This window comes from Vibrio sp. ECSMB14106, assembly GCF_000972265.1.
Lineage (GTDB): Bacteria > Pseudomonadota > Gammaproteobacteria > Enterobacterales > Vibrionaceae > Vibrio > Vibrio kanaloae.
In genome coordinates this window covers 251,731-271,167 of record NZ_LAUM01000003.1, presented here as the reverse complement: position 1 = coordinate 271,167, position 19,437 = coordinate 251,731, and the positions used below count along the sequence as shown (strand labels likewise).

Here is a 19,437-nt window from a genome sequence, read left to right as displayed (position 1 = left end):
GCTATCAAGAAACAGGTTACAACACCATTTTTATGACCCTACGCAGTTTGTAGAAGTCAATGTTTGACCGCCAATCGCCTGTAAACGGAAACACAGGCAAAGGAATATCAAATGAAACTTCTTTACACCCTTAATGAAAGACCGCCGCATAGCTTAACCCTCCTACTCGCGCTGCAGCATATGCTCGCCTCAATCGGTGGCATTGTCGCAGTACCCCTTATTGTTGGAGCATCGATTGGCCTGCCTAACACGGAAATCGTTTCACTGATCAATGCGGCACTATTAGCCTCAGGCATCGTGACCGTCGCTCAGTGTCTCGGCTTTGGCCCTGTTGGTATTCGACTGCCCGTTGTGATGGGTTCGAGCTTTGCCTTTTTGGGCGTCGCCATTTCAATCGGCAACGAAGGCGGTGTCGCCGCGATCATGGGCTCAGCGCTAATCGGCTCGTTTGTGGTGATAGGTGCCAGCTTCTACATGGACAAGGTGCGTACTCTGTTCCCAACCGTGGTAAGTGGTGTGGTGGTTACCTTAATCGGCTTAACCATTTTACCGGTTGCCATGAATTGGATCGGCGACGCTCCAGCCAACACAGAGCAATTCGCCACCTTACCTAAACTGTTTCTAGCACTGGTCTCTTTGGGGATCGTGGTTGGCGTATCGGTTTACTGTAAAGGCGCGGTTGCCGCTTCGGCCATCGTGATTGGTTTAGCGGGCGGTTATATTGTGGCGCTATCACTCGGCATGGTCGACCTTGAGCAAATCAGCTCTGCCGCTTGGGTTGGCGGACCTGAGCCCTTCAAATATGGCTTTACCTTTTCTGCAAGTGCCATCATCAGCATGAGCTTGGTGTACATCGTGGTTATCGCCGAAGCAACAGGTGACTTCATGGCACTAGGCAACAACTGCCAAACCCAAGTCAGCGGTAAAGACTTAAAACGTGGTCTATTAGGCGATGGACTTGGTAGTACCTTATCCTCGATTTTAACGGCAATGCCACTGGCATCGTTCAGTCAAAACGTCGGCATTGTAGGTATCACAGGTGTAGCAAGTCGCTATGTAGTGGCTGCAACCGGTGGTTTACTAATTTTAGGCGGTTTATTCCCGAAATTAGCCGCTATTGCCGTCACAATTCCGAAACCTGTTCTAGGTGGTGTGGGTTTTGTGATGTTCGGAATGATTGCCTACGCGGGTATCCGCATGTTGATCAAGGCCGCAGACACCAAGCGAAATGCCTTGGTAATCTGTGTTGGTTTAGCGTCTGGCTTAGCCGTCACTTTCGAACCAAGATTGCTGCAACACTTGCCGCATGATCTAGCGAACTTTCTTCACTCAGGCATCACTACCGGTACTATCATGACGGTGCTATTGAACCTTGTTTTACCAAAGTCTTCACGAGCAGAAGAGCAAGAAGCACTGGCCGAAAGCCAAGCGCAAGTTGAGCTAGAAATGAAAGAGCAAGCTGAAGAAGAACGACACTCAGACGAGCAATTAGAGATTCAGCAAGCAAGTACAGAAGCAGACGTTCAAGCAGCATCAGATGACCCTGAACCAAAAACGAACTAACTGGTTCACTGACTAACGTAAGCCGATTTTCACAGAATCAGGGAATGATTAGAACATTGAACGTTTTAACGCCCCTGATTCGAATTTATCTATCAACAGCAAATACCAACAAAGACCCTCTTCCCTGAAAAGGCTGAGATGGCTAAGGACTACTATGAATGGAAACCATCTGGATTAAGAATCCTCTCGCAATCTATACTGGCTCACTAGCTGATGCAGAAGGCGGTATTGTCATTAAAGGTAATACAATCATTGAATTGGTTGGCAAACACAAAGAGCCGACTTTGCCCGTAGATTACAGCGTCGATGCCTCTCGTCATGTTGTAATTCCTGGGCTTATCAATGCGCACCACCACTTCTATCAAACTCTAACGCGTGCCTACCCCGGCGCGCTCAATAAAGAGCTCTTCCATTGGCTGCAAAGCCTCTACCCGGTTTGGGCAAACCTCGATTCTGAGATGATGAGTCTTGCTACAGAACTGGCTCTGGTTGAGCTGATGATGTCGGGCTGTACCACCGCTTCAGATCACCATTACTTACTGCCAAACGGACTAGAACATGCCATCGATTTACAAGTCGAGGCCGCAGAGAAACTGGGTGTAAGGGCGATATTCACTCGCGGTTCCATGAGTCTAGGGGAAGATGAAGGTGGGCTACCGCCACGACACACCATTCAAACCGAACAAACCATTATTGATGACAGCCAACGCTTGATTCGTGATTACCACCAGCGTGATGAAGGGGCGATGATTCAAATCGCACTCGCGCCTTGTTCGCCATTCTCGGTCACCACCGATCTAATGAAAGAGACCGCCAAGATCAGTGAGCGTGAGAACGTGATGATGCACACGCATCTTTGCGAAACGCTGGATGAAGAGGATTTCTGTATAGAGAAGTTTGGTCTACGCCCTGTCGATTACCTAGAAGATGTAGGGTGGCTTAACGAACGCACTTGGCTTGCTCATGGTATTCACTTCAACATAGAAGAAATTAGACGCTTGGGTAAAGCAGGGATTGGTATTAGCCACTGCCCAACTTCCAACATGATGCTGGCTTCCGGTATTTGTAAGAACAACGATCTTGAAGCCGCTGGCGTAAAAGTCGGACTGGGTGTCGATGGTTCCGCTTCTAACGATGGCTCTAATATGATTGCCGAAGTGCGCATGGCAATGTACTTACAGCGCCTACAGTATGGTTCGGCGAATGTGTCGCACTTTGACGCACTGCGCTGGGCAACGTCAGGCTCTGCCGCCGCAATGGGCAGAACCGACATTGGTACGCTAGAGGTCGGTAAACAAGCCGACATCGCGATGTTCAAACTCGATGATATTCGTTTCTCTGGCAGCCACGATCCACTGGCTGCCCTACTACTTTGTGGAGCTCAACAAGCGGATAAGGTGATGGTAGCCGGAAAATGGCGAGTTAATGATGGGGCTGTAATTGGCGTAGACATGGAGCAATTAATGCACCGACACCATGCTGCTGCAATGAAGCTCGGCAAGCTGGCGATGAATAACTAGGTACACGCCAACTAGAAAAGCGAAAACAAAAAGGCCGACATGATGTCGGCCTTTCTTGTTTATTCATTCTATTCGATTTTTAGAATCCGGTTTACGCTCTAATCCATCAAGCTCTTAGACTTAATCGCTTTCTTTGAAAGCTCTTTCGCGAACTCAGTGATGTCAGCTTCAAACTCATCGACGCTTTGGCGGATTTCATCCAATTGAACCGTCTGCATTACGCGGCTTTCCATTACGATTTGGCCGTTAACAATCGTGGTGTCGATGTTGCTTGGGTTCGCTTGATAAACCAAAGTCGCGTATGGATCGTAACTTGGCATCATGTTCGCCGATTGTGTCTCTACAATCACGATGTCCGCCTTCTTACCCACTTCAAGAGAACCAATTTGGTCTTCCATGTGTAGGGCTTTTGCACCACCTAATGTCGCCATCTCAATCACTTGTTCAGGGATCATGATGGTGCGGTCTGAATGCTTTAAGCGCTGCATGTTAGCTGCGTAACTTAGAGTACGCATGATATCGACTTGGTTTGAGCTCATTGGGCCGTCGGTTCCTAAGCCAATGCGCATATCGGCACGATACATCTCCCAAGCAGGTGCAATGCCTGTCGCGCCTTTAGCGTTCGCCATTGGGTTGTATGAGATACCCGCGTCAGCTTGCTTGAGAAGCTTTTGGTCGTTCTCTGAAAGGTGGATACCGTGAGCAATCACTACGCGCTCGTCTAGCACACCGATTTCATCCATGTATTCAACTGGCGATGTCGCTTTGGTTTCATCTTTGATGCGCTTTTCTTCATTCGGGAATTCAGCAACATGAATTAACACCGGCACATCGTATTGAGCAGATAGCTTGTTGATTTCTTGCAGCTTATCTTTGCTAACTGTGTACACCGCATGTGGCGCATAAGCTGGCGTGATTAGCTCATCGTTTTTGTATTGTTCGATAAAGCCTTTGGCGTATTCAATGCCGCCGTAAGGTTCTTTGGCATCGACCACCGGGAATTTAATCACGGTTTCGCCGAGCACGGCGCGCAAGCCAACTTCTTTGGTCGCCTTGGCCATTTCGTCCATGTGGTAGTACATATCGGCGTAAGTGGTCACACCGCTTTGTGCCAATTCGATAGAGCCAAGCTTAGTCGCGTTGTAAATCAGTTCACGACTCAGTTTTTCTGCTTCTAGAGGAAAGAAGTAAGCGAACAAGCGGTTCGAAATACCCTCTTCCCCTAAGCCTCGAAACGCAATCATAGGTAAATGGTTGTGCGCGTTCACCATACCCGGCATGACGATTCCATCTTGAGCATCAATCACCTTTTCGGCGCGGTATTGAGTGATCAAATCCTCGTTACCGACTGCGATGATCTGGTCGTTTTTCACCACTACCACACCGTCTTCAATGACATCCATTTCTGAATTGATGGTGAGAACCTGTCCGTTGGTGATGATCAGATCGGCGTTGTATGTTTGCGTCGCGACCGTCGAACCACAGCCAGCCAGTAGAACTGCGCTGATGGTGCATGCCAAGCTTTTAAGCGTCATTACTAAACCTATATGTTGTGCGTGTAATATTGTTAGCAGGTTAGTCTTTTCCTTTAAAAAAAGAGCACCACTAAATTTTTGCGACACTATAACCTTACCTTTAAATAAAATGGTATACCTAATCGAGCCAAATTCAAGATAAATGAGTTATTGCACAACAGGTCACAAAAGAGGTTTTGTGCTTATAGTCACTCACACACCTAGATAAACGTTCAAACAACATTAGCTTTTCACACCACAGCCTTTAATCACCAATTGAGTAATAAACTCAGCGGCATCGGCATAGTCTTTATCATCGAGCTGTTCCTTCTGCATCACGCTGCAAATCTGCCAGCCAAAATCGGCGTAAGTTTGAGTGGCCGCCCAGATGGTGAACATCAAGTGATGTGCAGGAACATCGTCCATTAAGCCTTGCGCCGACCATGTCGAGAACTTATCAAGGATCATCTGGGATTGCTTATACAGCTCGTCACCAATCTCTTTCGGCAGCACTTTCGCGCCCGACATCACTTCATTGGCAAATACTTTAGAGGCATGTGGATGGTCACGAGAAATAATCAGTTTGGTTTGAATATATTGAGATAAAGCTTCAACAGGATCGCTCAGCTCTTCAATCGGACGAGATGCTTCTAGTAAGGGTTGAGTGACGGTTTCAAGCACAGCGTTGTAGAGCTTATCTTTAGAGCTGAAATAATAAAATACGTTAGGTTTGGGAATGTCGGCCGCTTTCGCGATATCGGCCATTTTTGTTGCGGCATATCCATGAGTGGCGAATTGTTCACACGCGACTTCGATGATTAAATCTTGATTCTTTTGTCTGATCCTAGACATATTACACCCTTTACAGCTCGTTACTGAAATCATAGTAATCAACGTGCTTGATTAGTCCAGAAGATAATTTCAGAACTCAAGGTCACCGCATTGATAACCATAAAATGGCCGCTCTATTTGTTAAGAAGCGACCATTCCATACTGTGTTTTTGAACTGTTCAAATTAAAGAATCAATATCGCACGAAAGTCATTCACATTGGTCAACGTCGGCCCAGTGGTAAGAAGCACATCGACTTGCTTGAAGAAATCGTAGCTGTTATTCGCATCGAGATAGCCTTGCGCTTTAAGCGACAGGCTCGAACCTTGTTGCCATGTTTGAGGTGTGAACCACGCGCCCGCATTGTCTTCCACACCATCAATCCCGTCGGTATCGGCGGCTAGAGCGAAGATATTGTCTTGGCCTTTAAGCTCATTATATAAACTCAACAAGAACTCACAATTACGCCCACCGCGACCATTGCCTTTAACGGTTACCGTGGTTTCACCGCCAGATAGCAATACACAAGGCGTCTCAAATGGGTGCTTATTATTGGCCACTTGCTTAGTCAGCGCAGCGTGAACCTTCGCGACATCTCGCGCTTCCCCCTCTATGCAATCACTCAACACATAAGCGGGAATACCCAAGCCTTCAGCCTCTGCAGCCGCAGCTTCCAATGCCGACATCGGGGTGGCGATAATATGGTGCTCGGCGTTTTTCCAACACTCATCATCCGGTTTCACTGTCTCTGATTCTGGGTTGTTCAACCATTCGAATGCCGAAGGTGGTGTTTCAATTCGATAGCGTTCCAGTATTGCCATCGCATCAAAGCGAGTGGTGGTGTCTGGTACAGTCGGACCTGATGCAATCACACTGATGTCATCGCCCGGCACATCTGAAATCGCCAAAGAGACCACTCTTGCTGGGTAAGCAGCTTTCGCTAATCGCCCACCTTTGATTGAAGATAGATGCTTACGCACGCAGTTCATCTCATCAATAGCGGCCCCTGATTTAAGCAACGCCTTATTGATTTGTTGCTTCTCTGCCAAGCTGATGTCGCCGCCGGGCAAGCTTAGTAATGCAGAGCCTCCACCAGACAGTAGGCAAATCACTGTGTCGTCAGCGCTCAAGCCACTCACCAATTGCAGCATACGTTGGCTCACTTCTAAACCCATCGCATCTGGCACGGGGTGCGCGGCTTCAATCACCTCAATATGTTCGCAAGGGGCGGTGTGTTCATAACGAGTCACCACCAAGCCTTCAAGATCACGCAGTGCAAGGTCTTGTTGTTTCTTTGCCTGCCAAACCGCTTCAAGCTCTGCTGCCATTGATGCGGCTGCTTTTCCTGCTCCTATCACCACAGTTCGCCCAGCTTGGTTAGCAGAGCGATAAAAAATGTCTTGAGGAAGAAAAGGTTCGATGTGATTTTTAGGTAGCGCCTCGTTAACGGCACTTGAGAAAAGGGTTTGCAGAAACTGCTTAGCATCAATGTCCATCAGCCACTCCTTAGTTGACGGAGAAAAAAAGAACCCCGATACAAGGCCAAAGGGTGCCTGCTAAGATCAAGTTGGAAAGGAACAACTTCAACCTCTGCCTCGTATCAGGAACGCGTATAAAAGGAGACGAAACTACGCGATTTATAAACAAACTGTTTGAAACTGTTGGGCTACGAATCGATAGCAGCCCTAATTAATTAACGGATAATCGGTTGATTGATTAACCACTAAACGGACAAACCGTTAACTAGATTAACGAATCGAGTGGTCAGAACGTTTCTCTATCGCTTGGATAAGCGCAGAGTGATCCCAACCTTCGCCGCCCATTTCGGCACACTCGCCAAACAACTCCTGAGCATTAGCCGTATTCGGCAGTGCAACACCCAATTCTTGTGCGCCCGTTAGCGCTAAGTTCAGATCTTTCTGGTGAAGCGAGATTCTAAAGCCTGGATCAAAGGTGCCTTCAACCATGCGCTCGCCATGCACTTCCAAGATCTTAGAGTTAGCAAAGCCACCTAATAGCGCCTGACGTACGCGTGCTGGATCAGCACCGGCTTTCGAAGCAAAGACTAACGCTTCAGACACGGCTTCAATATTCAGAGCCACGATGATTTGGTTTGCGACCTTACACGTTTGGCCTGCACCGTTACCACCTACCAGCGTGATGTTCTTACCCATGATTTCGAACAGAGGACGAGCTTTATCAAACGCGTCTTGCTCACCGCCCACCATGATAGTCAGCGCTGCATTAATCGCGCCTACTTCACCACCCGAAACCGGAGCATCAAGGTATGACGCGCCGCCTTCGTTAATTCGCGCTGCAATTGCTTTGGTCGCGATTGGCGAGATCGAACTCATGTCGATAACCAGTTTTCCAGCTGCTCCGCCTGCCATTAGGCCTTTCTCAACACCGTTGTCACCAAACAGGACATCTTCAACTTGAGGGGTATCCGGCACCATTAGGATAATGATATCTGCTGCTTCAGCCGCTTCCGCTGGTGAGTGGCAGACCGTTGCACCCGCTGCCACAAGATCGGCAGGTGCTGCATTAAAGTGGTCCGACAGAATCAAATCGTGACCTGCTTTTTGAAGGTTACTCGCCATAGGTTTACCCATGATACCAGTTCCGATAAATGCAATTTTAGACATGTTGTTCTCCTTAACGTTTGAGGGTTACCAGACGCAATTAACGGTACTGGTGCAGCCAACCAAGGCCTTCTGTCGTTGTTGTTTTAGGTTTGTATTCACAGCCCACCCAGCCTTGATAACCAAGCTCATCAAGATAGTTGAGCACGAATGGGTAATTGATTTCTCCGGTACCCGGTTCGTGTCGACCTGGATTATCCGCCAATTGCACGTGTGCGATTTGACCAATGTTCTGCTGCATGGTCGGCGTAAGATCGCCTTCCATAATTTGCATGTGATAAATATCGTATTGAATAGAAAGGTTATCGCTCCCTACCTCTTTGATGATCGCTTTAGCTTGCTCAGTCGTGTTCAAGAAGAAGCCCGGAATATCGCGGGTATTGATCGCTTCTATCACTAGGCAGATGCCTTCTGCTGCTAGCGCGTTTGCCGCGTAATGCAGGTTAATCACAAACGCCGATTGCGCATCTTGTTGGGTCACACCTTGCGGAACAATCCCGGCTAAACAATTCACTTGAGTACAACCGAGTGCTTTTGCGTAAGCGATGGCTTTAGGTACACCCGCTTGAAATTCTTCAACTCGTGCTGGGTCTACCGCGATACCACGGTCGCCAGCGTCCCAATCACCCGCGGGCAAATTAAATAGCACTTGCTCTAGGTTATTAGCGTCGAGCTTTGCTTTGATTGCCTGAGCATCAAAGGCGTAAGGGAAAAGATATTCTACGCCCTGAAAACCTGCTTCTGCGGCAGCTTCAAAGCGATCCATAAAATCAACTTCCGTGAATAACATTGACAAGTTTGCTGCAAATTTTGCCATGACTCTGTCCTTATTCTTTATCTGTAAAAATCTGGTTAGTTGTAGTAAAGCCTCGCTCTATTGGAGACTTTCCGTAGAGCTAAACCTCAGCTCTACGGATACACATTACTTAATGATTACTTGTACGCCAGCGCCGTTGGAGCGTCGCCGCGGCTTTCGGCAAGTGGCTCAAATTCGTTGATGGCGTTGATCTCTACGCCCATCGCAATATTGGTCACTCGCTCAAGAATCAGCTCAACAACAACCGGTACTTTATGCTTATTCATCAACTCTTTGGCTTGTTCAAACGCAGCGGCAATTTGGTCTGGTTCACGAACTCGAATCGCCTTACAACCTAAACCTTCAACAACCGCGACATGGTCAACACCGTAGCCTTCAAGCTCTGGCGCATTCTGGTTATCAAACGCCAGTTGTACACAATAATCGATATCAAATTGGCGCTGCGCTTGGCGAATCAATCCTAAGTAGGAGTTGTTCACTAACACATGAATGTATGGCAAGTTAAATTGCGCGCCAACGGCCAGTTCTTCGATCATGAATTGGAAATCGTAGTCACCAGAGATGGCAACGATATCGCGATTTGGATCAGCTGCTCTTACACCCAATGCGGCTGGTGTTGTCCAACCTAGTGGGCCAGCTTGACCACAGTTGATCCAGTTACGCGGCTTATAAACATGCAGGAACTGAGCGGCAGCGATTTGCGACAAACCAATGGTGCTCACATAGCAAGTGTCACGGCCAAATGCCTTGTTCATCTCTTCATAAACACGCATCGGTTTCATTGGCGCTTCATCGAAATTGGTTTTACGCAGCATGGTCGATTTGCGTTCCTGACACTCGCTTGCCCAAGCATTTCGGTTCGGCAGTTTGCCTGCATCACGCCACTCTTGCGCCACTTCGACCATTAGTTCTAGTGCTGCTTTCGCATCTGAGACAATGCCTAAATCAGGGCAGAACACACGGCCGATTTGAGTCGGTTCAATGTCCACATGTACGAACTTGCGGCCTTCAGTGTAAACATCCACAGAACCGGTATGACGGTTAGCCCATCGGTTACCGACACCAAACACAAAGTCAGAGTTGAGCATGGTTTCGTTGCCGTAACGGTGGGAAGTTTGTAGCCCTACCATGCCTGCCATTAATTCATGATCATCTGGGATCGAGCCCCAACCCATCAAGGTTGGAATCACAGGAACTCCGGTGATTTCTGCAAACTGTTGGAGCAATTCAGATGCGCCAGCGTTAATCACGCCACCACCCGATACAATCAGCGGTTTTTCCGATTGAGACATCATAGTTAATGCTTTCTCAACCTGCGCGCGAGTTGCTTGCGGTTTGTAAGGTTCTAGCGGTTCATAGGTATCGATATCAAACTCAATCTCAGCCAGCTGAACATCAATCGGTAGATCAATCAAGATTGGACCCGGACGACCCGAACGCATTAAATGAAAGGCTTTTTGAAATGCGCGTGGCACTTGTGCAGGTTCCAGCACCGTGGTTGCCCATTTAGTGACTGGTTTAGCGATAGATTCAATGTCGACCGCTTGGAAATCTTCTTTATGAAGACGAGATCGGGGCGCTTGGCCTGTGATACATAGAATTGGAATCGAATCAGCAGACGCAGAATAAAGACCCGTGATCATGTCCGTTCCCGCAGGACCAGAGGTACCAATACACACACCTATATTGCCTTGATTAGTACGCGTGTACCCTTCAGCCATATGGGATGCACCCTCTACGTGACGAGCTAAGACGTGGTCGATTCCTCCGAGCTTTTTCATAGCCGCATACATAGGGTTTATTGCTGCGCCGGGAACACCAAATGCGATGTCTACACCTTCACGTTTAAGCACCTCTACCGCTGCTTCAATCGCTTTCATAATTGCCATTCGAACCTCCAGTTCAGATTGTATACAATTAAACTAACTTTTGTGCACTATGAACCATCCTCGCTATTTATCAACCCCAGAATGAAACAATTTTGTTACATCGACCCATCACATTAAGTACGCACTCACCCTGAAAAGCTTACAATTCATTGTTTTACATAAAATATCTTTACGTAAAAATAAATTACAAAAAGATCAAATGATAAATAAATGTTAAATACCGTTTGCTTGTTTACAATTTCTACAATATAAATATACTTAAAAAGAGCATTTTGTATACAAAGTTATATCGTATTGTTTAAAGGAGACAACAATGATGAATGACGTAAAAGAGAAAGAAGAAGTACAATGTATGCAGGTACTTGGGAAGATGGACAACTCCGAGTACAAAGAGATCTTGTCTAAAGATGCATTAAAATTCTTAGAAGCTCTCGTCAATAAGTTTGGAGATCGCCGTCATACCCTGCTAAGTGACCGTGACGTAAAACAAGCTCAATATGACGAGGGTGAGTTACCCAATTTTAGAAAAGACACCATTTCCATTCGCCAGAATAAAGAGTGGAAAGTGGCAACACCGCCGCCAGAGTTACTCGATCGCCGAGTAGAGATCACCGGGCCTATCGAAAGAAAGATGGTGATCAACGCGCTAAACTCAGGCGCGAAAGTCTTCATGTGCTGCTTTGAAGATGCGTCTTCTCCTACTTGGGCCAATATGGTCGAAGGGCAAATCAACCTAAGAGATGCCAACCTTGGCACCATTAGTTATTTCGATGAGAAGAAGCAGAAGCGTTACCAATTAAACGACGATCCAGCACTGCTGATCGCACGCCCACGAGGGATCCACCTTCCTGAGCAATCCATCCAATTCAACAATCAGCCTATCGGCGGTTGCTTGATGGACTTCGCCTTGTACTTTTTCCACAACTATCAATCACGTGCACAACAAGATTTAGGGGTTTACTACTACATTCCAAAACTTGAAAGCATGGAAGAAGCACAATGGTGGGACGATATTTTCAGCTTCACCGAAAACTATTTCCAAGTACCCAAAGGCACCATTCGCGCGACAGTATTGATCGAAACGCTACCAGCCGTGTTCCAGATGGAAGAGATCTTGTATGCAATGCGTGATCACATCGTAGCGATGAACTGCGGCCGTTGGGATTACATCTTCAGCTACATCAAAACGCTGAAGAACCATAAAGATCGCATCCTGCCAGATCGACACGGCATCGGCATGGATCAAGAATTCCTCAACGCCTATAGCCAACTGTTGGTGCGTACTTGTCACGCTCGTGGCGCACTGGCGATGGGTGGTATGTCAGCCTTTATTCCAGCGAAAGACCCGCAAGAGATGGCGCGAGTGACGGCCAAAGTCATTGAAGACAAACAGAGAGAATCTCAAAACGGGCACGATGGGACTTGGGTCGCGCACCCTGCACTGGTTGATTTAGCGATGTCGATCTTCGATAAGCACCTCGATGGCAAAGTAAACCAAATGGACTTCCAAAGCCCAGACCATGTGATCAATGCAGACTCTCTGCTAAAACCTTGTGAAGGCAGCCGCGACGAAGCAGGCGTTCGTAAGAATATCCGCATTGCGCTGTATTACATTGAGGCTTGGATCCAAGGCTACGGCTGTGTACCTATCTACGGCCTTATGGAAGATGCCGCCACCGCTGAGATCTCGAGAGCCAATATCTGGCAATGGATCCACCACGGAGTAACACTCGATGATGGCCAAACCTTTACCAAATCACTATTCCACTCTTGGCTTTACCAAGAGCTAGACACCATAAAACATGAAGTCGGAGACTCGCGCTATTCAGCAGGTCGATTTGAAGAGACAGCCGATCTTTTCTATCAACTTTCTACAGCCGAAGAGTTCGCTGCCTTCCTAACTTTACCCAGCTATGGGCTATTACAAGAGTCCAGTTAGGACTCTTGTACCAAGCTGAATCAGTCGATGATATTCACAACAAGAGTAATGTTCGGCTGACTTAGCTTGGTACACAGTCCCTTGAAAAACTAGGAGATAACATGGGAAGTTTGACTCTACAACAAGCGTTAACCATCATTGATGGCACCTTAAAAGCAGGAAACAAGATCCACACAGAACCTTTGACGGTCGCCGTCTTAGACAGCGGTGGCAAGCTGATTTCTTTGCAACGTCAAGACGGCTCTAGCATGATGCGACCAGACATCGCGATTGCTAAAGCGTGGGGAGCACTCGCACTGGGTTGTTCCTCTAGAAAACTCGCCCAAGATGCTGACAACCGACCAGCATTTATCTCCGCCGTAAACGTACTCGCACACGGAAACATGGTGCCAGTACCAGGGGGCCTACTGATTCGAGATAAGGATAAAACAGTACTTGGTGCGATTGGCGTCAGCGGTGACATCTCAGACATCGATGAGAGCTGCGCCATTAATGGTATTGGCTGTGCAGAACTGTTCAGTGACGAGATGCTGCAAGCTTAATTCGCCAATTCGCTGTACTTGAAGTTCTGAGACAAGAATAAAAAACCGAAGCCTGAGCTTCGGTTTTTTTATTCATAAGTTGCGCCAACAACACTAACGAATAACGTGTGATTAGACAAAGAGCACTAACGAACAAGAACCATTAAGCGCGTCCATTTGGTGTCTTGCTTCAGCTTGTTAGACAGCCAGTAATCAACACTAAACGACCCCGCGCCAAGTACCGCTAACGCCAAATACCCACCAGCAACTGAGACGTTTTTGTAGAAATGAATCATTTGACCAGACGAACTTGGGTCGAAGTGAAACATAACACCGGAAACCAAAGAGAAAAACGCTATCGACAACGCAGTAAAGCGAGTCATAAATCCAGCTAAAATCGCAAGTCCACCACCGAGTTCAAGCAAGATAACCAAAGGCAACAAGTAAACGCTGATGCCTTGAGATGCCATGTATCCTGCCGTTCCTTCATAGCTAAATAGCTTTCCCCAACCCGCTTGAATAAACAAGTAAGCCAATAAAATGCGAGCGAAAAAAATCAGTGTGTCGTTCAATCTAGTGTTCATAGTTCTAAGCCTTGATAAGTTTCATTGCCGATAGGTTATTCGACTTAGCATTAAGATGATAACGAGAAAAATAGAACAACTTGTTTGAAATTTTAGTAGACATACTCGCATACAAATTACTGACTAAATGCGAAGATTGACCAGCTTCTATGCTGTTACCATTAGCTGAAATTCATTGAACACTTGCTTTGAAAAAGTCAGAGAAGTAAACCCATTTAACAAACACAAAAAAACCGAAGCTCATCACTTCGGTTTTCAAATGAGTTCGAGTTAACTCACGTCGTTACTCGTACGCGCTCAACCATGTTTTCAGAAGTTGGTTGGTGTTCTTCTTCTGACTCGCAGACAATGATTTAACCAGTTTTTTCTGCATTTCGACATGTTCTGTCATCATTTGATCAATCAGAATAAGACCATCTTTGGTTAACTGGACACTCACGCTGCGTCTGTCTTCTTTACTGTGTTCACGACTGATTAGCCCTTTAGCTTCTAGCTTATCAAGACGGTTGGTCATCGCACCCGATGTTAGCATCATAGAACCAATCAGCTCCGAGGGAGTCAATCGATAAGGCTTTCCAGAACGTCGCAAGGTGGCTAACACATCAAACTCGCCAAGTTTCATGTCGTATTTTTTATGAAGCTCGGCAACTTGCGTCTCCATATACTTGGCAATACGCATAATCCGACCCATCATTGCCATAGGCTCAGTTTCTAGTTCGGGCTTTTCCTTTGCCCATTGCTCTACTACGCGGTCGATAGCATCCATTTGCAATCTCGCTCCGTTGTTAGTCTGATTACTTCAAACTAGTTTAACATAAAGATACTTTACAACCACTAGTTCTCAGTATACAGTTCACACAACACTTATCTTAACGTAAAGATATTTCAGATGAACATATTATTAGCAATGATCCCCGCGTTCTTTTGGGGAACAACCTATGCAGTGACGCAATTTACGCTACAGGAGTGGCCACCATTATTATTGGGTGCTTTGCGTGCGTTGCCTGCTGGTTTGTTATTGCTAGCGGTAAAACCAACGCTGCCTAAAAAAGGCGAGTGGCAGATCATTTTCACATTGGGCCTTATTAATATCGCGACCTTCTTTGGCTTGATCTTCGTGATGGCGCTAACGCTACCTTCGGCTATCTCTGGCGTGGGTATGATCTCTGTACCGGTGTTCGCGATGATCTTCCACTGGGTAGTGAAAAAGCAACGCCCACATTTGATTCAAGCCTTGTCAGGTATTGGCTTAATCACGCTGGCCTGGGTGCTATTTAACCCGAGTCAGATAGCATTGAACCCAATCGGTTTAGGCGCCATGTTTGCAGCAATCATGTGTATCGTTATCGGCAGCAGCATTACCAAGTCACTGGGTAATCGCATGCATTGGTGGAAGGTATTAACGTGGCAGCTGATTCTGGGTGGTATGATTTTGTCTGTTGCGTCTGGCGTTCATGCCTTCATCGATCCGCAACCTTATGTGAATGCTGTGACTCATTTCGATACTCGCAACGCAATGGGCTTAGTTTGGGTAATTGGACTAAACACAGCGCTGGGTTACGGTATGTATGTGTGGTTACTGCAACGTATGTCAGTGGTTGATTTCACCTTCGGTGGTATCGCCAACCCAGTGGCTGGTATCGTGACAGGAATGGTGTTGATGGGCGAATCGTTCACTGCGGTTCAATACTCATTGATGACAGGTATGATCGTGATGTCACTGCTACCTCAGTTGATTCTTGCAATCCGACAACCCAAAGCGGTCAAGCCCGTTACACAGTAAATTTTACTGATAAGCCCGCTCTAGTACTTACAAAAAGCTCCAGTATCACTATTGGAGCTTTTGCGTATCTCATCAGAACGATACCGAGTTAGCGCCAGCTAAAGACACGAACTTCGTTTCCTTCTTCCGGCTTCTTGGGAATATTCAATGAAAGTGCAAGAGACATTGCCGCCATAACGGCACCAATATAGAAAACCGTTGCAGGAGATGATAACCAAATCACACCAAACACGACTGGAATCACAACCGCTGCAATATGGTTAATAGTGAATGAGACACCGGCAGTTGATGCCATATCCGCTGGGTCAGCAATTTTCTGAAAGTAGGTTTTAATTGCCAAAGCGAGTGCAAAGAATAAGTGATCAACCACATAGAGCGCAGCCGCCCACTCGGCGCTTTGTACCAAACCATAACCGACAAACACACCAATTAGGCCTACGTATTCGAAAATCAATGCCTTACGCTCGCCCACTACACCAATAAATTTACCTATACGTTTTGCGAACAAGAAGTTAAATAGGTAGTTAACTAAGAACAGTAGCGTTACGTCAGCGGCTGAGTAGCCGAACTTCTCGACCATCAGAAACCCCGCGAATACGGTAAAAATTTGTCTTCTTGCTCCGCTCATAAACGTTAGCGCATAGTAAAGCCAGTAACGCTTTCTAAGTACCAGTTTCTTATTTTGTGGGGTCTTAGTTTGAAACTCAGGAAAACCAAAGGTCATTACCAGTACAAGAATAAAACCGATCCCTCCGGTGATGCCATACACCCAAGAAAATCTGAAGTTAAGCAGCTCCAACATCACCCAGATTGAGCCATAAGTGATCAGTGAAGCCAGCGCCCCAACCGAGATCATTTTGCCCAGCATCTCTGGTGCTTCTTCTTTGCTTAGCCACTGTAACGACAAAGACTGCTTGAGCGTCTCAAAATAATGGAAACCGGTCGACATCAAAATAGTGGTCATCAACAAACCGGTTAATGACGGAAAGAGACCGGTAATTGCTGTCCCCACAGTTAGCATTGCCAGCGATACCAACATGAAACGTTGCTCGCGAATGAACGCCAACACAAACACGACAGTAAATGCCAAGAAGCCCGGAATCTCACGAACACTTTGTAGCAACCCAATATCAGCACCATCAAAGTTCGCCTTTTCAATCACGAAGTTGTTCAGCAGAACCATCCAGCTCGAAAATGCGATAGGTACAATAATCGAAATCAGTAATAAAAAATTTTGCGGCGTTTTCCAGCTCGCGGTTCTATCGAACATTGACGGACTCCTGTTCGTCTAATTGAGTGAGCACTCGTAAGGTCAACTGCTCAGTATACGGGTTAATCTTCCAGTGCTCTGGGCTCCAACCTTTTACGAAACGTTGGAAATCAGCCCATGCCACATAAAACATAGGTCGCCATGCAGCTTCGACATCATAGAACGAGAGTTGTGGTTGATAGTGCGCCAGTGCCTCTTTCAAGTGTTGGAAGTAAATGTCTAAGAGCTGTGATTCAAGCTCAACGCAATCTTGCGGCCTAATCGCGCTGCTCATGAACAAAGCCACGTCTTTCATCGCACACCCGTTTCCAACATATTGAAAATCGACGGCAGCCGCGTTTTCTCCAGCTAAATCAAAACAGAAGTTGGCAAGTTTAGCGTCACCATGCACTAAAGTTGGATACGGACACTCTCTAAGTAGACGGTCGATGTGTTGTGCTTGGTTCTTTAATGGTAAGTCTGTCAGCGCGTTTAACTCATCAGGACGCGTGTCTAAATGCCAGTATGTGCCAACTTTCCATAATGACGCAGACTGCTCTTGATCGATATGGATGTGCTTCGCGTGAAAATTAGCGAGCCACTTTAGACAAGCGTTGCGCTGTTTAACCTCCAAAGATGTATAACGGAGTGCTAACTCAGGTTGAGTATCTTTGGCAGCCAATTCATCAAAAACGGAGAGTACATCAAACTGAGAGGTCAACGGAAAGCCGACACCCGCTAGATCTTGCATCACGATGAGCCACTCGTTCTCTTCTAGTTCACAATGCAACCCTACAGGCATAGGGCAACGTTCATCCCACTGTTGAGTGAAGGATTGATACCAAGCCGTCTCCACTTGGTAAGAATTCACTTTACGTTGGTGAGATAATCTGGTGTTCCAACCCTTTGGGTGATTCGCTTTATCCGGCAACGCGACATGTTTAACGATGAGGCTATTGAATGGAGCACTGCTTTCTTTAGAAAAAACCAAACGGACCAACTCACCATATCCGCCCCACAAACGTTGAATCACTTGGGTATCAAACCCTCGATTACACCCAAGTGAGGTGGCAATTTTTTGATAGAGTTCAGGTTGATCGATACTCAAACTGACTTCGGGTTGAACGGTATTTTTTGACGATATTGATTGAGACACCATTGATCGAGACATAACTGCTGTTTTATGCCTCAGACGCTAAAAGGTGTGACCATTGTTGCTGCCTATTCATGTAATGCACCACATAGCTACAAACAGGGACAATTTTGAAGCCCGCTTGCTCAATTTCAGGTAACACGTACTCCATCATCACCTTACCAAAGCCCTTACCTTGTAGGTCATCAGGTATGCGAGTCGAGGTAATATGCAGCACATCTCCCTGTCTCTGATACTTAACAACAGCAAATTGGTTAGGCTCTAGCTCAACTGTGATCTGATTCTCTTTTTGATCCCATTTTATGGTCTTCATTCTCAACTCCAACAAATAATTGATACACCAAACAATTAAAGTTTGAAGTATTAGTTCCTTGTAATAGACTAACGCAAGTGCATAGAAATAGAACTAAGTACTTACAATCAAAGCAAATGTTTTTAGAGTTCGCGGCTTAATATAAAATTATCAACCAATGATAACACTCTCTAAATCATCGTAACGTACACCTATAAAATCTAGCACGTAATAACCCATTGTTAGAAAGTTATTCATATAACGAACAAACGCATGTTGGCACATGGAGAGTAGAGAATGAACGCACCACTGAAGAAGCCTTTGGAGCATAATCAGGCCCTTCAAGACCCTCGTAATCGTACCGTTTCCACGATTAACAGCACTGATGCACTCGCCATGATCGAACACGGGAGTGAGCTTACGCTGAATGTCTCGACACCCGTTGGCACAAAGTTTCTCGCCACGACAAAGTTTATCGGTACTCACAGTGAGAACTGTATCCTTATTGAGGTTCCAGAAGTCTCAAACAACGACCTTAATTTTTTCTTCCAAGAAGGTTTTTGGATGACAGCTCGTGCATATTCTCTAAGAGGAGAAGGCGCACTGATCCACTTTAGGTGCCAGATTCACCATCATGTTGGTGACCCCTTCCCCCTACTGGTTCTTTCCACGCCAAGTACGATGCAAGTAACTCAGCTTCGTAAAGAAACACGTTATGAGGTAAACCTCAGTTCGAGAATTATCTTAAATGACCAACGCATGAATTGCGAAATTAGGGATTTATCGAAAAGTGGTTGTCGCTTTGTGACATCACCCACTGCTCGACCAATTCAGATCACCGATAGAGTATCCATAGAGATCACGCCAGAAAACTACAACGGACCATTGATCCCTCCGCTTAGAGGGATTGTCTGCAATCTACAAAAATCGACACATTACGCGCGATATGGCATCGAATTTGATGATATTGGTAGAGCCAACGCCAAAAACTTACTCGGGAAATTGAAGTTCGACGGTATTAAGCTCCGTTTACGGAATGCTTGAGCACTCGAGATTGTAAGAATAAAAAACAGCCATCGGATAATGTCGATGGCTGTTTCGTTTACAGTTAACTGTCGTTTAGCGAATTTATGTAAGGCGA

17 protein-coding genes are annotated in these 19,437 nt (G+C 46.3%); 6 read left to right on the top strand and 11 right to left on the bottom strand.

Annotation, left to right across the window (positions count from 1 at the left end; genetic code table 11):
* Positions 1 to 111 precede the first annotated feature (111 nt).
* The gene (locus tag WR49_RS03280; RefSeq protein ID WP_046223044.1) at positions 112 to 1,563 is read left to right on the top strand and encodes a nucleobase:cation symporter-2 family protein; all 1,452 of its coding nucleotides are present in this window, start codon (positions 112 to 114) and stop codon (positions 1,561 to 1,563) included.
* A 158-nt stretch (positions 1,564 to 1,721) separates the two neighbouring features.
* The gene (locus WR49_RS03275; protein ID WP_046223043.1) at positions 1,722 to 3,083 is read left to right on the top strand and encodes an 8-oxoguanine deaminase; all 1,362 of its coding nucleotides are present in this window, start codon (positions 1,722 to 1,724) and stop codon (positions 3,081 to 3,083) included.
* Positions 3,084 to 3,181: 98 nt separating this feature from the next.
* On the opposite strand, the gene WR49_RS03270 is transcribed toward WR49_RS03275, so the two are convergent.
* The 6 genes from WR49_RS03270 to gcl form a co-directional block, all read right to left on the bottom strand.
* Positions 3,182 to 4,618 carry an amidohydrolase gene (locus WR49_RS03270; RefSeq protein ID WP_046223042.1) on the bottom strand — a complete coding sequence of 479 codons (1,437 nt, stop codon included), beginning with the start codon at positions 4,616 to 4,618 and terminating at the stop codon, positions 3,182 to 3,184.
* A gap of 222 nt (positions 4,619 to 4,840) precedes the next feature.
* Positions 4,841 to 5,449 carry a TetR/AcrR family transcriptional regulator gene (locus WR49_RS03265; RefSeq protein ID WP_046223041.1) on the bottom strand — a complete coding sequence of 203 codons (609 nt, stop codon included), beginning with the start codon at positions 5,447 to 5,449 and terminating at the stop codon, positions 4,841 to 4,843.
* Positions 5,450 to 5,612: 163 nt separating this feature from the next.
* Positions 5,613 to 6,923, bottom strand: a complete 1,311-nt coding sequence (locus WR49_RS03260) for a glycerate kinase type-2 family protein (RefSeq protein WP_046223040.1) — start codon at positions 6,921 to 6,923, stop codon at positions 5,613 to 5,615.
* Between the two features lie 252 nt (positions 6,924 to 7,175).
* A complete protein-coding gene (locus WR49_RS03255; RefSeq protein ID WP_046223039.1) occupies positions 7,176 to 8,072 on the bottom strand; it encodes a 2-hydroxy-3-oxopropionate reductase in 897 nt (298 codons plus the stop codon).
* 37 nt (positions 8,073 to 8,109) lie between these two features.
* Positions 8,110 to 8,886: a hydroxypyruvate isomerase gene (gene hyi / locus WR49_RS03250; RefSeq protein WP_046223038.1), complete on the bottom strand. Its 777-nt coding sequence runs from the start codon at positions 8,884 to 8,886 to the stop codon at positions 8,110 to 8,112.
* 116 nt (positions 8,887 to 9,002) lie between these two features.
* On the bottom strand, positions 9,003 to 10,775 hold the full coding sequence (gcl, locus tag WR49_RS03245; RefSeq protein ID WP_046223037.1) for a glyoxylate carboligase: 1,773 nt from the start codon (positions 10,773 to 10,775) through the stop codon (positions 9,003 to 9,005).
* A 313-nt stretch (positions 10,776 to 11,088) separates the two neighbouring features.
* On the opposite strand from gcl, the gene aceB reads away from it, so the two are divergent.
* Both aceB and WR49_RS03235 read left to right on the top strand, forming a co-directional pair.
* Positions 11,089 to 12,714, top strand: a complete 1,626-nt coding sequence (gene aceB, locus WR49_RS03240; protein ID WP_046223036.1) for a malate synthase A — start codon at positions 11,089 to 11,091, stop codon at positions 12,712 to 12,714.
* Positions 12,715 to 12,815: 101 nt separating this feature from the next.
* Positions 12,816 to 13,256, top strand: a complete 441-nt coding sequence (locus tag WR49_RS03235; protein ID WP_008220964.1) for a GlcG/HbpS family heme-binding protein — start codon at positions 12,816 to 12,818, stop codon at positions 13,254 to 13,256.
* A gap of 125 nt (positions 13,257 to 13,381) precedes the next feature.
* Here WR49_RS03235 and WR49_RS03230 read toward each other — a convergent pair whose 3' ends face one another.
* Positions 13,382 to 13,819 carry a DoxX family protein gene (locus tag WR49_RS03230; protein WP_017054931.1) on the bottom strand — a complete coding sequence of 146 codons (438 nt, stop codon included), beginning with the start codon at positions 13,817 to 13,819 and terminating at the stop codon, positions 13,382 to 13,384.
* Positions 13,820 to 14,102: 283 nt separating this feature from the next.
* A complete protein-coding gene (locus WR49_RS03225) occupies positions 14,103 to 14,585 on the bottom strand; it encodes a MarR family winged helix-turn-helix transcriptional regulator (RefSeq protein WP_017054932.1) in 483 nt (160 codons plus the stop codon).
* Positions 14,586 to 14,708: 123 nt separating this feature from the next.
* Here WR49_RS03225 and WR49_RS03220 point away from each other — a divergent pair, with 123 nt between their 5' ends.
* Positions 14,709 to 15,602 (top strand): DMT family transporter, encoded by an 894-nt coding sequence (locus tag WR49_RS03220; protein ID WP_046223035.1) that lies wholly within the window; start codon positions 14,709 to 14,711, stop codon positions 15,600 to 15,602.
* A gap of 88 nt (positions 15,603 to 15,690) precedes the next feature.
* Here WR49_RS03220 and WR49_RS03215 read toward each other — a convergent pair whose 3' ends face one another.
* Genes WR49_RS03215 through WR49_RS03205 form a run of 3 tightly spaced genes read right to left on the bottom strand, consistent with a single transcriptional unit; the run spans position 15,691 to position 18,317 of the window.
* Positions 15,691 to 16,872 (bottom strand): MFS transporter, encoded by a 1,182-nt coding sequence (locus tag WR49_RS03215; protein ID WP_046223034.1) that lies wholly within the window; start codon positions 16,870 to 16,872, stop codon positions 15,691 to 15,693.
* On the bottom strand, positions 16,862 to 18,022 hold the full coding sequence (locus WR49_RS03210) for a phosphotransferase (protein ID WP_046223033.1): 1,161 nt from the start codon (positions 18,020 to 18,022) through the stop codon (positions 16,862 to 16,864). Before WR49_RS03210 ends, WR49_RS03215 begins: the two co-directional genes overlap by 11 nt.
* A gap of 10 nt (positions 18,023 to 18,032) precedes the next feature.
* Positions 18,033 to 18,317: a GNAT family N-acetyltransferase gene (locus WR49_RS03205; protein WP_046223032.1), complete on the bottom strand. Its 285-nt coding sequence runs from the start codon at positions 18,315 to 18,317 to the stop codon at positions 18,033 to 18,035.
* 276 nt (positions 18,318 to 18,593) lie between these two features.
* On the opposite strand from WR49_RS03205, the gene WR49_RS03200 reads away from it, so the two are divergent.
* On the top strand, positions 18,594 to 19,340 hold the full coding sequence (locus WR49_RS03200) for a flagellar brake protein (RefSeq protein ID WP_046223031.1): 747 nt from the start codon (positions 18,594 to 18,596) through the stop codon (positions 19,338 to 19,340).
* The last annotated feature ends 97 nt before the right edge of the window (positions 19,341 to 19,437 follow it).

Bases quoted from the DNA above. Each gene is read 5' to 3' on its own strand.
- aceB (WP_046223036.1), top strand. From the start codon at position 11,089: ATGATGAATGACGTAAAAGAGAAAGAAGAAGTACAATGTATGCAGGTA.
- WR49_RS03280 (WP_046223044.1), top strand. From the start codon at position 112: ATGAAACTTCTTTACACCCTTAATGAAAGACCGCCGCATAGCTTAACC.
- WR49_RS03225 (WP_017054932.1), bottom strand. From the start codon at position 14,585: ATGGATGCTATCGACCGCGTAGTAGAGCAATGGGCAAAGGAAAAGCCC.
- hyi (WP_046223038.1), bottom strand. From the start codon at position 8,886: ATGGCAAAATTTGCAGCAAACTTGTCAATGTTATTCACGGAAGTTGAT.
- WR49_RS03235 (WP_008220964.1), top strand. From the start codon at position 12,816: ATGGGAAGTTTGACTCTACAACAAGCGTTAACCATCATTGATGGCACC.
- WR49_RS03215 (WP_046223034.1), bottom strand. From the start codon at position 16,872: ATGTTCGATAGAACCGCGAGCTGGAAAACGCCGCAAAATTTTTTATTA.
- WR49_RS03265 (WP_046223041.1), bottom strand. From the start codon at position 5,449: ATGTCTAGGATCAGACAAAAGAATCAAGATTTAATCATCGAAGTCGCG.
- WR49_RS03200 (WP_046223031.1), top strand. From the start codon at position 18,594: ATGAACGCACCACTGAAGAAGCCTTTGGAGCATAATCAGGCCCTTCAA.
- gcl (WP_046223037.1), bottom strand. From the start codon at position 10,775: ATGGCAATTATGAAAGCGATTGAAGCAGCGGTAGAGGTGCTTAAACGT.
- WR49_RS03255 (WP_046223039.1), bottom strand. From the start codon at position 8,072: ATGTCTAAAATTGCATTTATCGGAACTGGTATCATGGGTAAACCTATG.
- WR49_RS03275 (WP_046223043.1), top strand. From the start codon at position 1,722: ATGGAAACCATCTGGATTAAGAATCCTCTCGCAATCTATACTGGCTCA.
- WR49_RS03210 (WP_046223033.1), bottom strand. From the start codon at position 18,022: ATGTCTCGATCAATGGTGTCTCAATCAATATCGTCAAAAAATACCGTT.
- WR49_RS03270 (WP_046223042.1), bottom strand. From the start codon at position 4,618: ATGACGCTTAAAAGCTTGGCATGCACCATCAGCGCAGTTCTACTGGCT.
- WR49_RS03220 (WP_046223035.1), top strand. From the start codon at position 14,709: ATGAACATATTATTAGCAATGATCCCCGCGTTCTTTTGGGGAACAACC.
- WR49_RS03260 (WP_046223040.1), bottom strand. From the start codon at position 6,923: ATGGACATTGATGCTAAGCAGTTTCTGCAAACCCTTTTCTCAAGTGCC.
- WR49_RS03205 (WP_046223032.1), bottom strand. From the start codon at position 18,317: ATGAAGACCATAAAATGGGATCAAAAAGAGAATCAGATCACAGTTGAG.
- WR49_RS03230 (WP_017054931.1), bottom strand. From the start codon at position 13,819: ATGAACACTAGATTGAACGACACACTGATTTTTTTCGCTCGCATTTTA.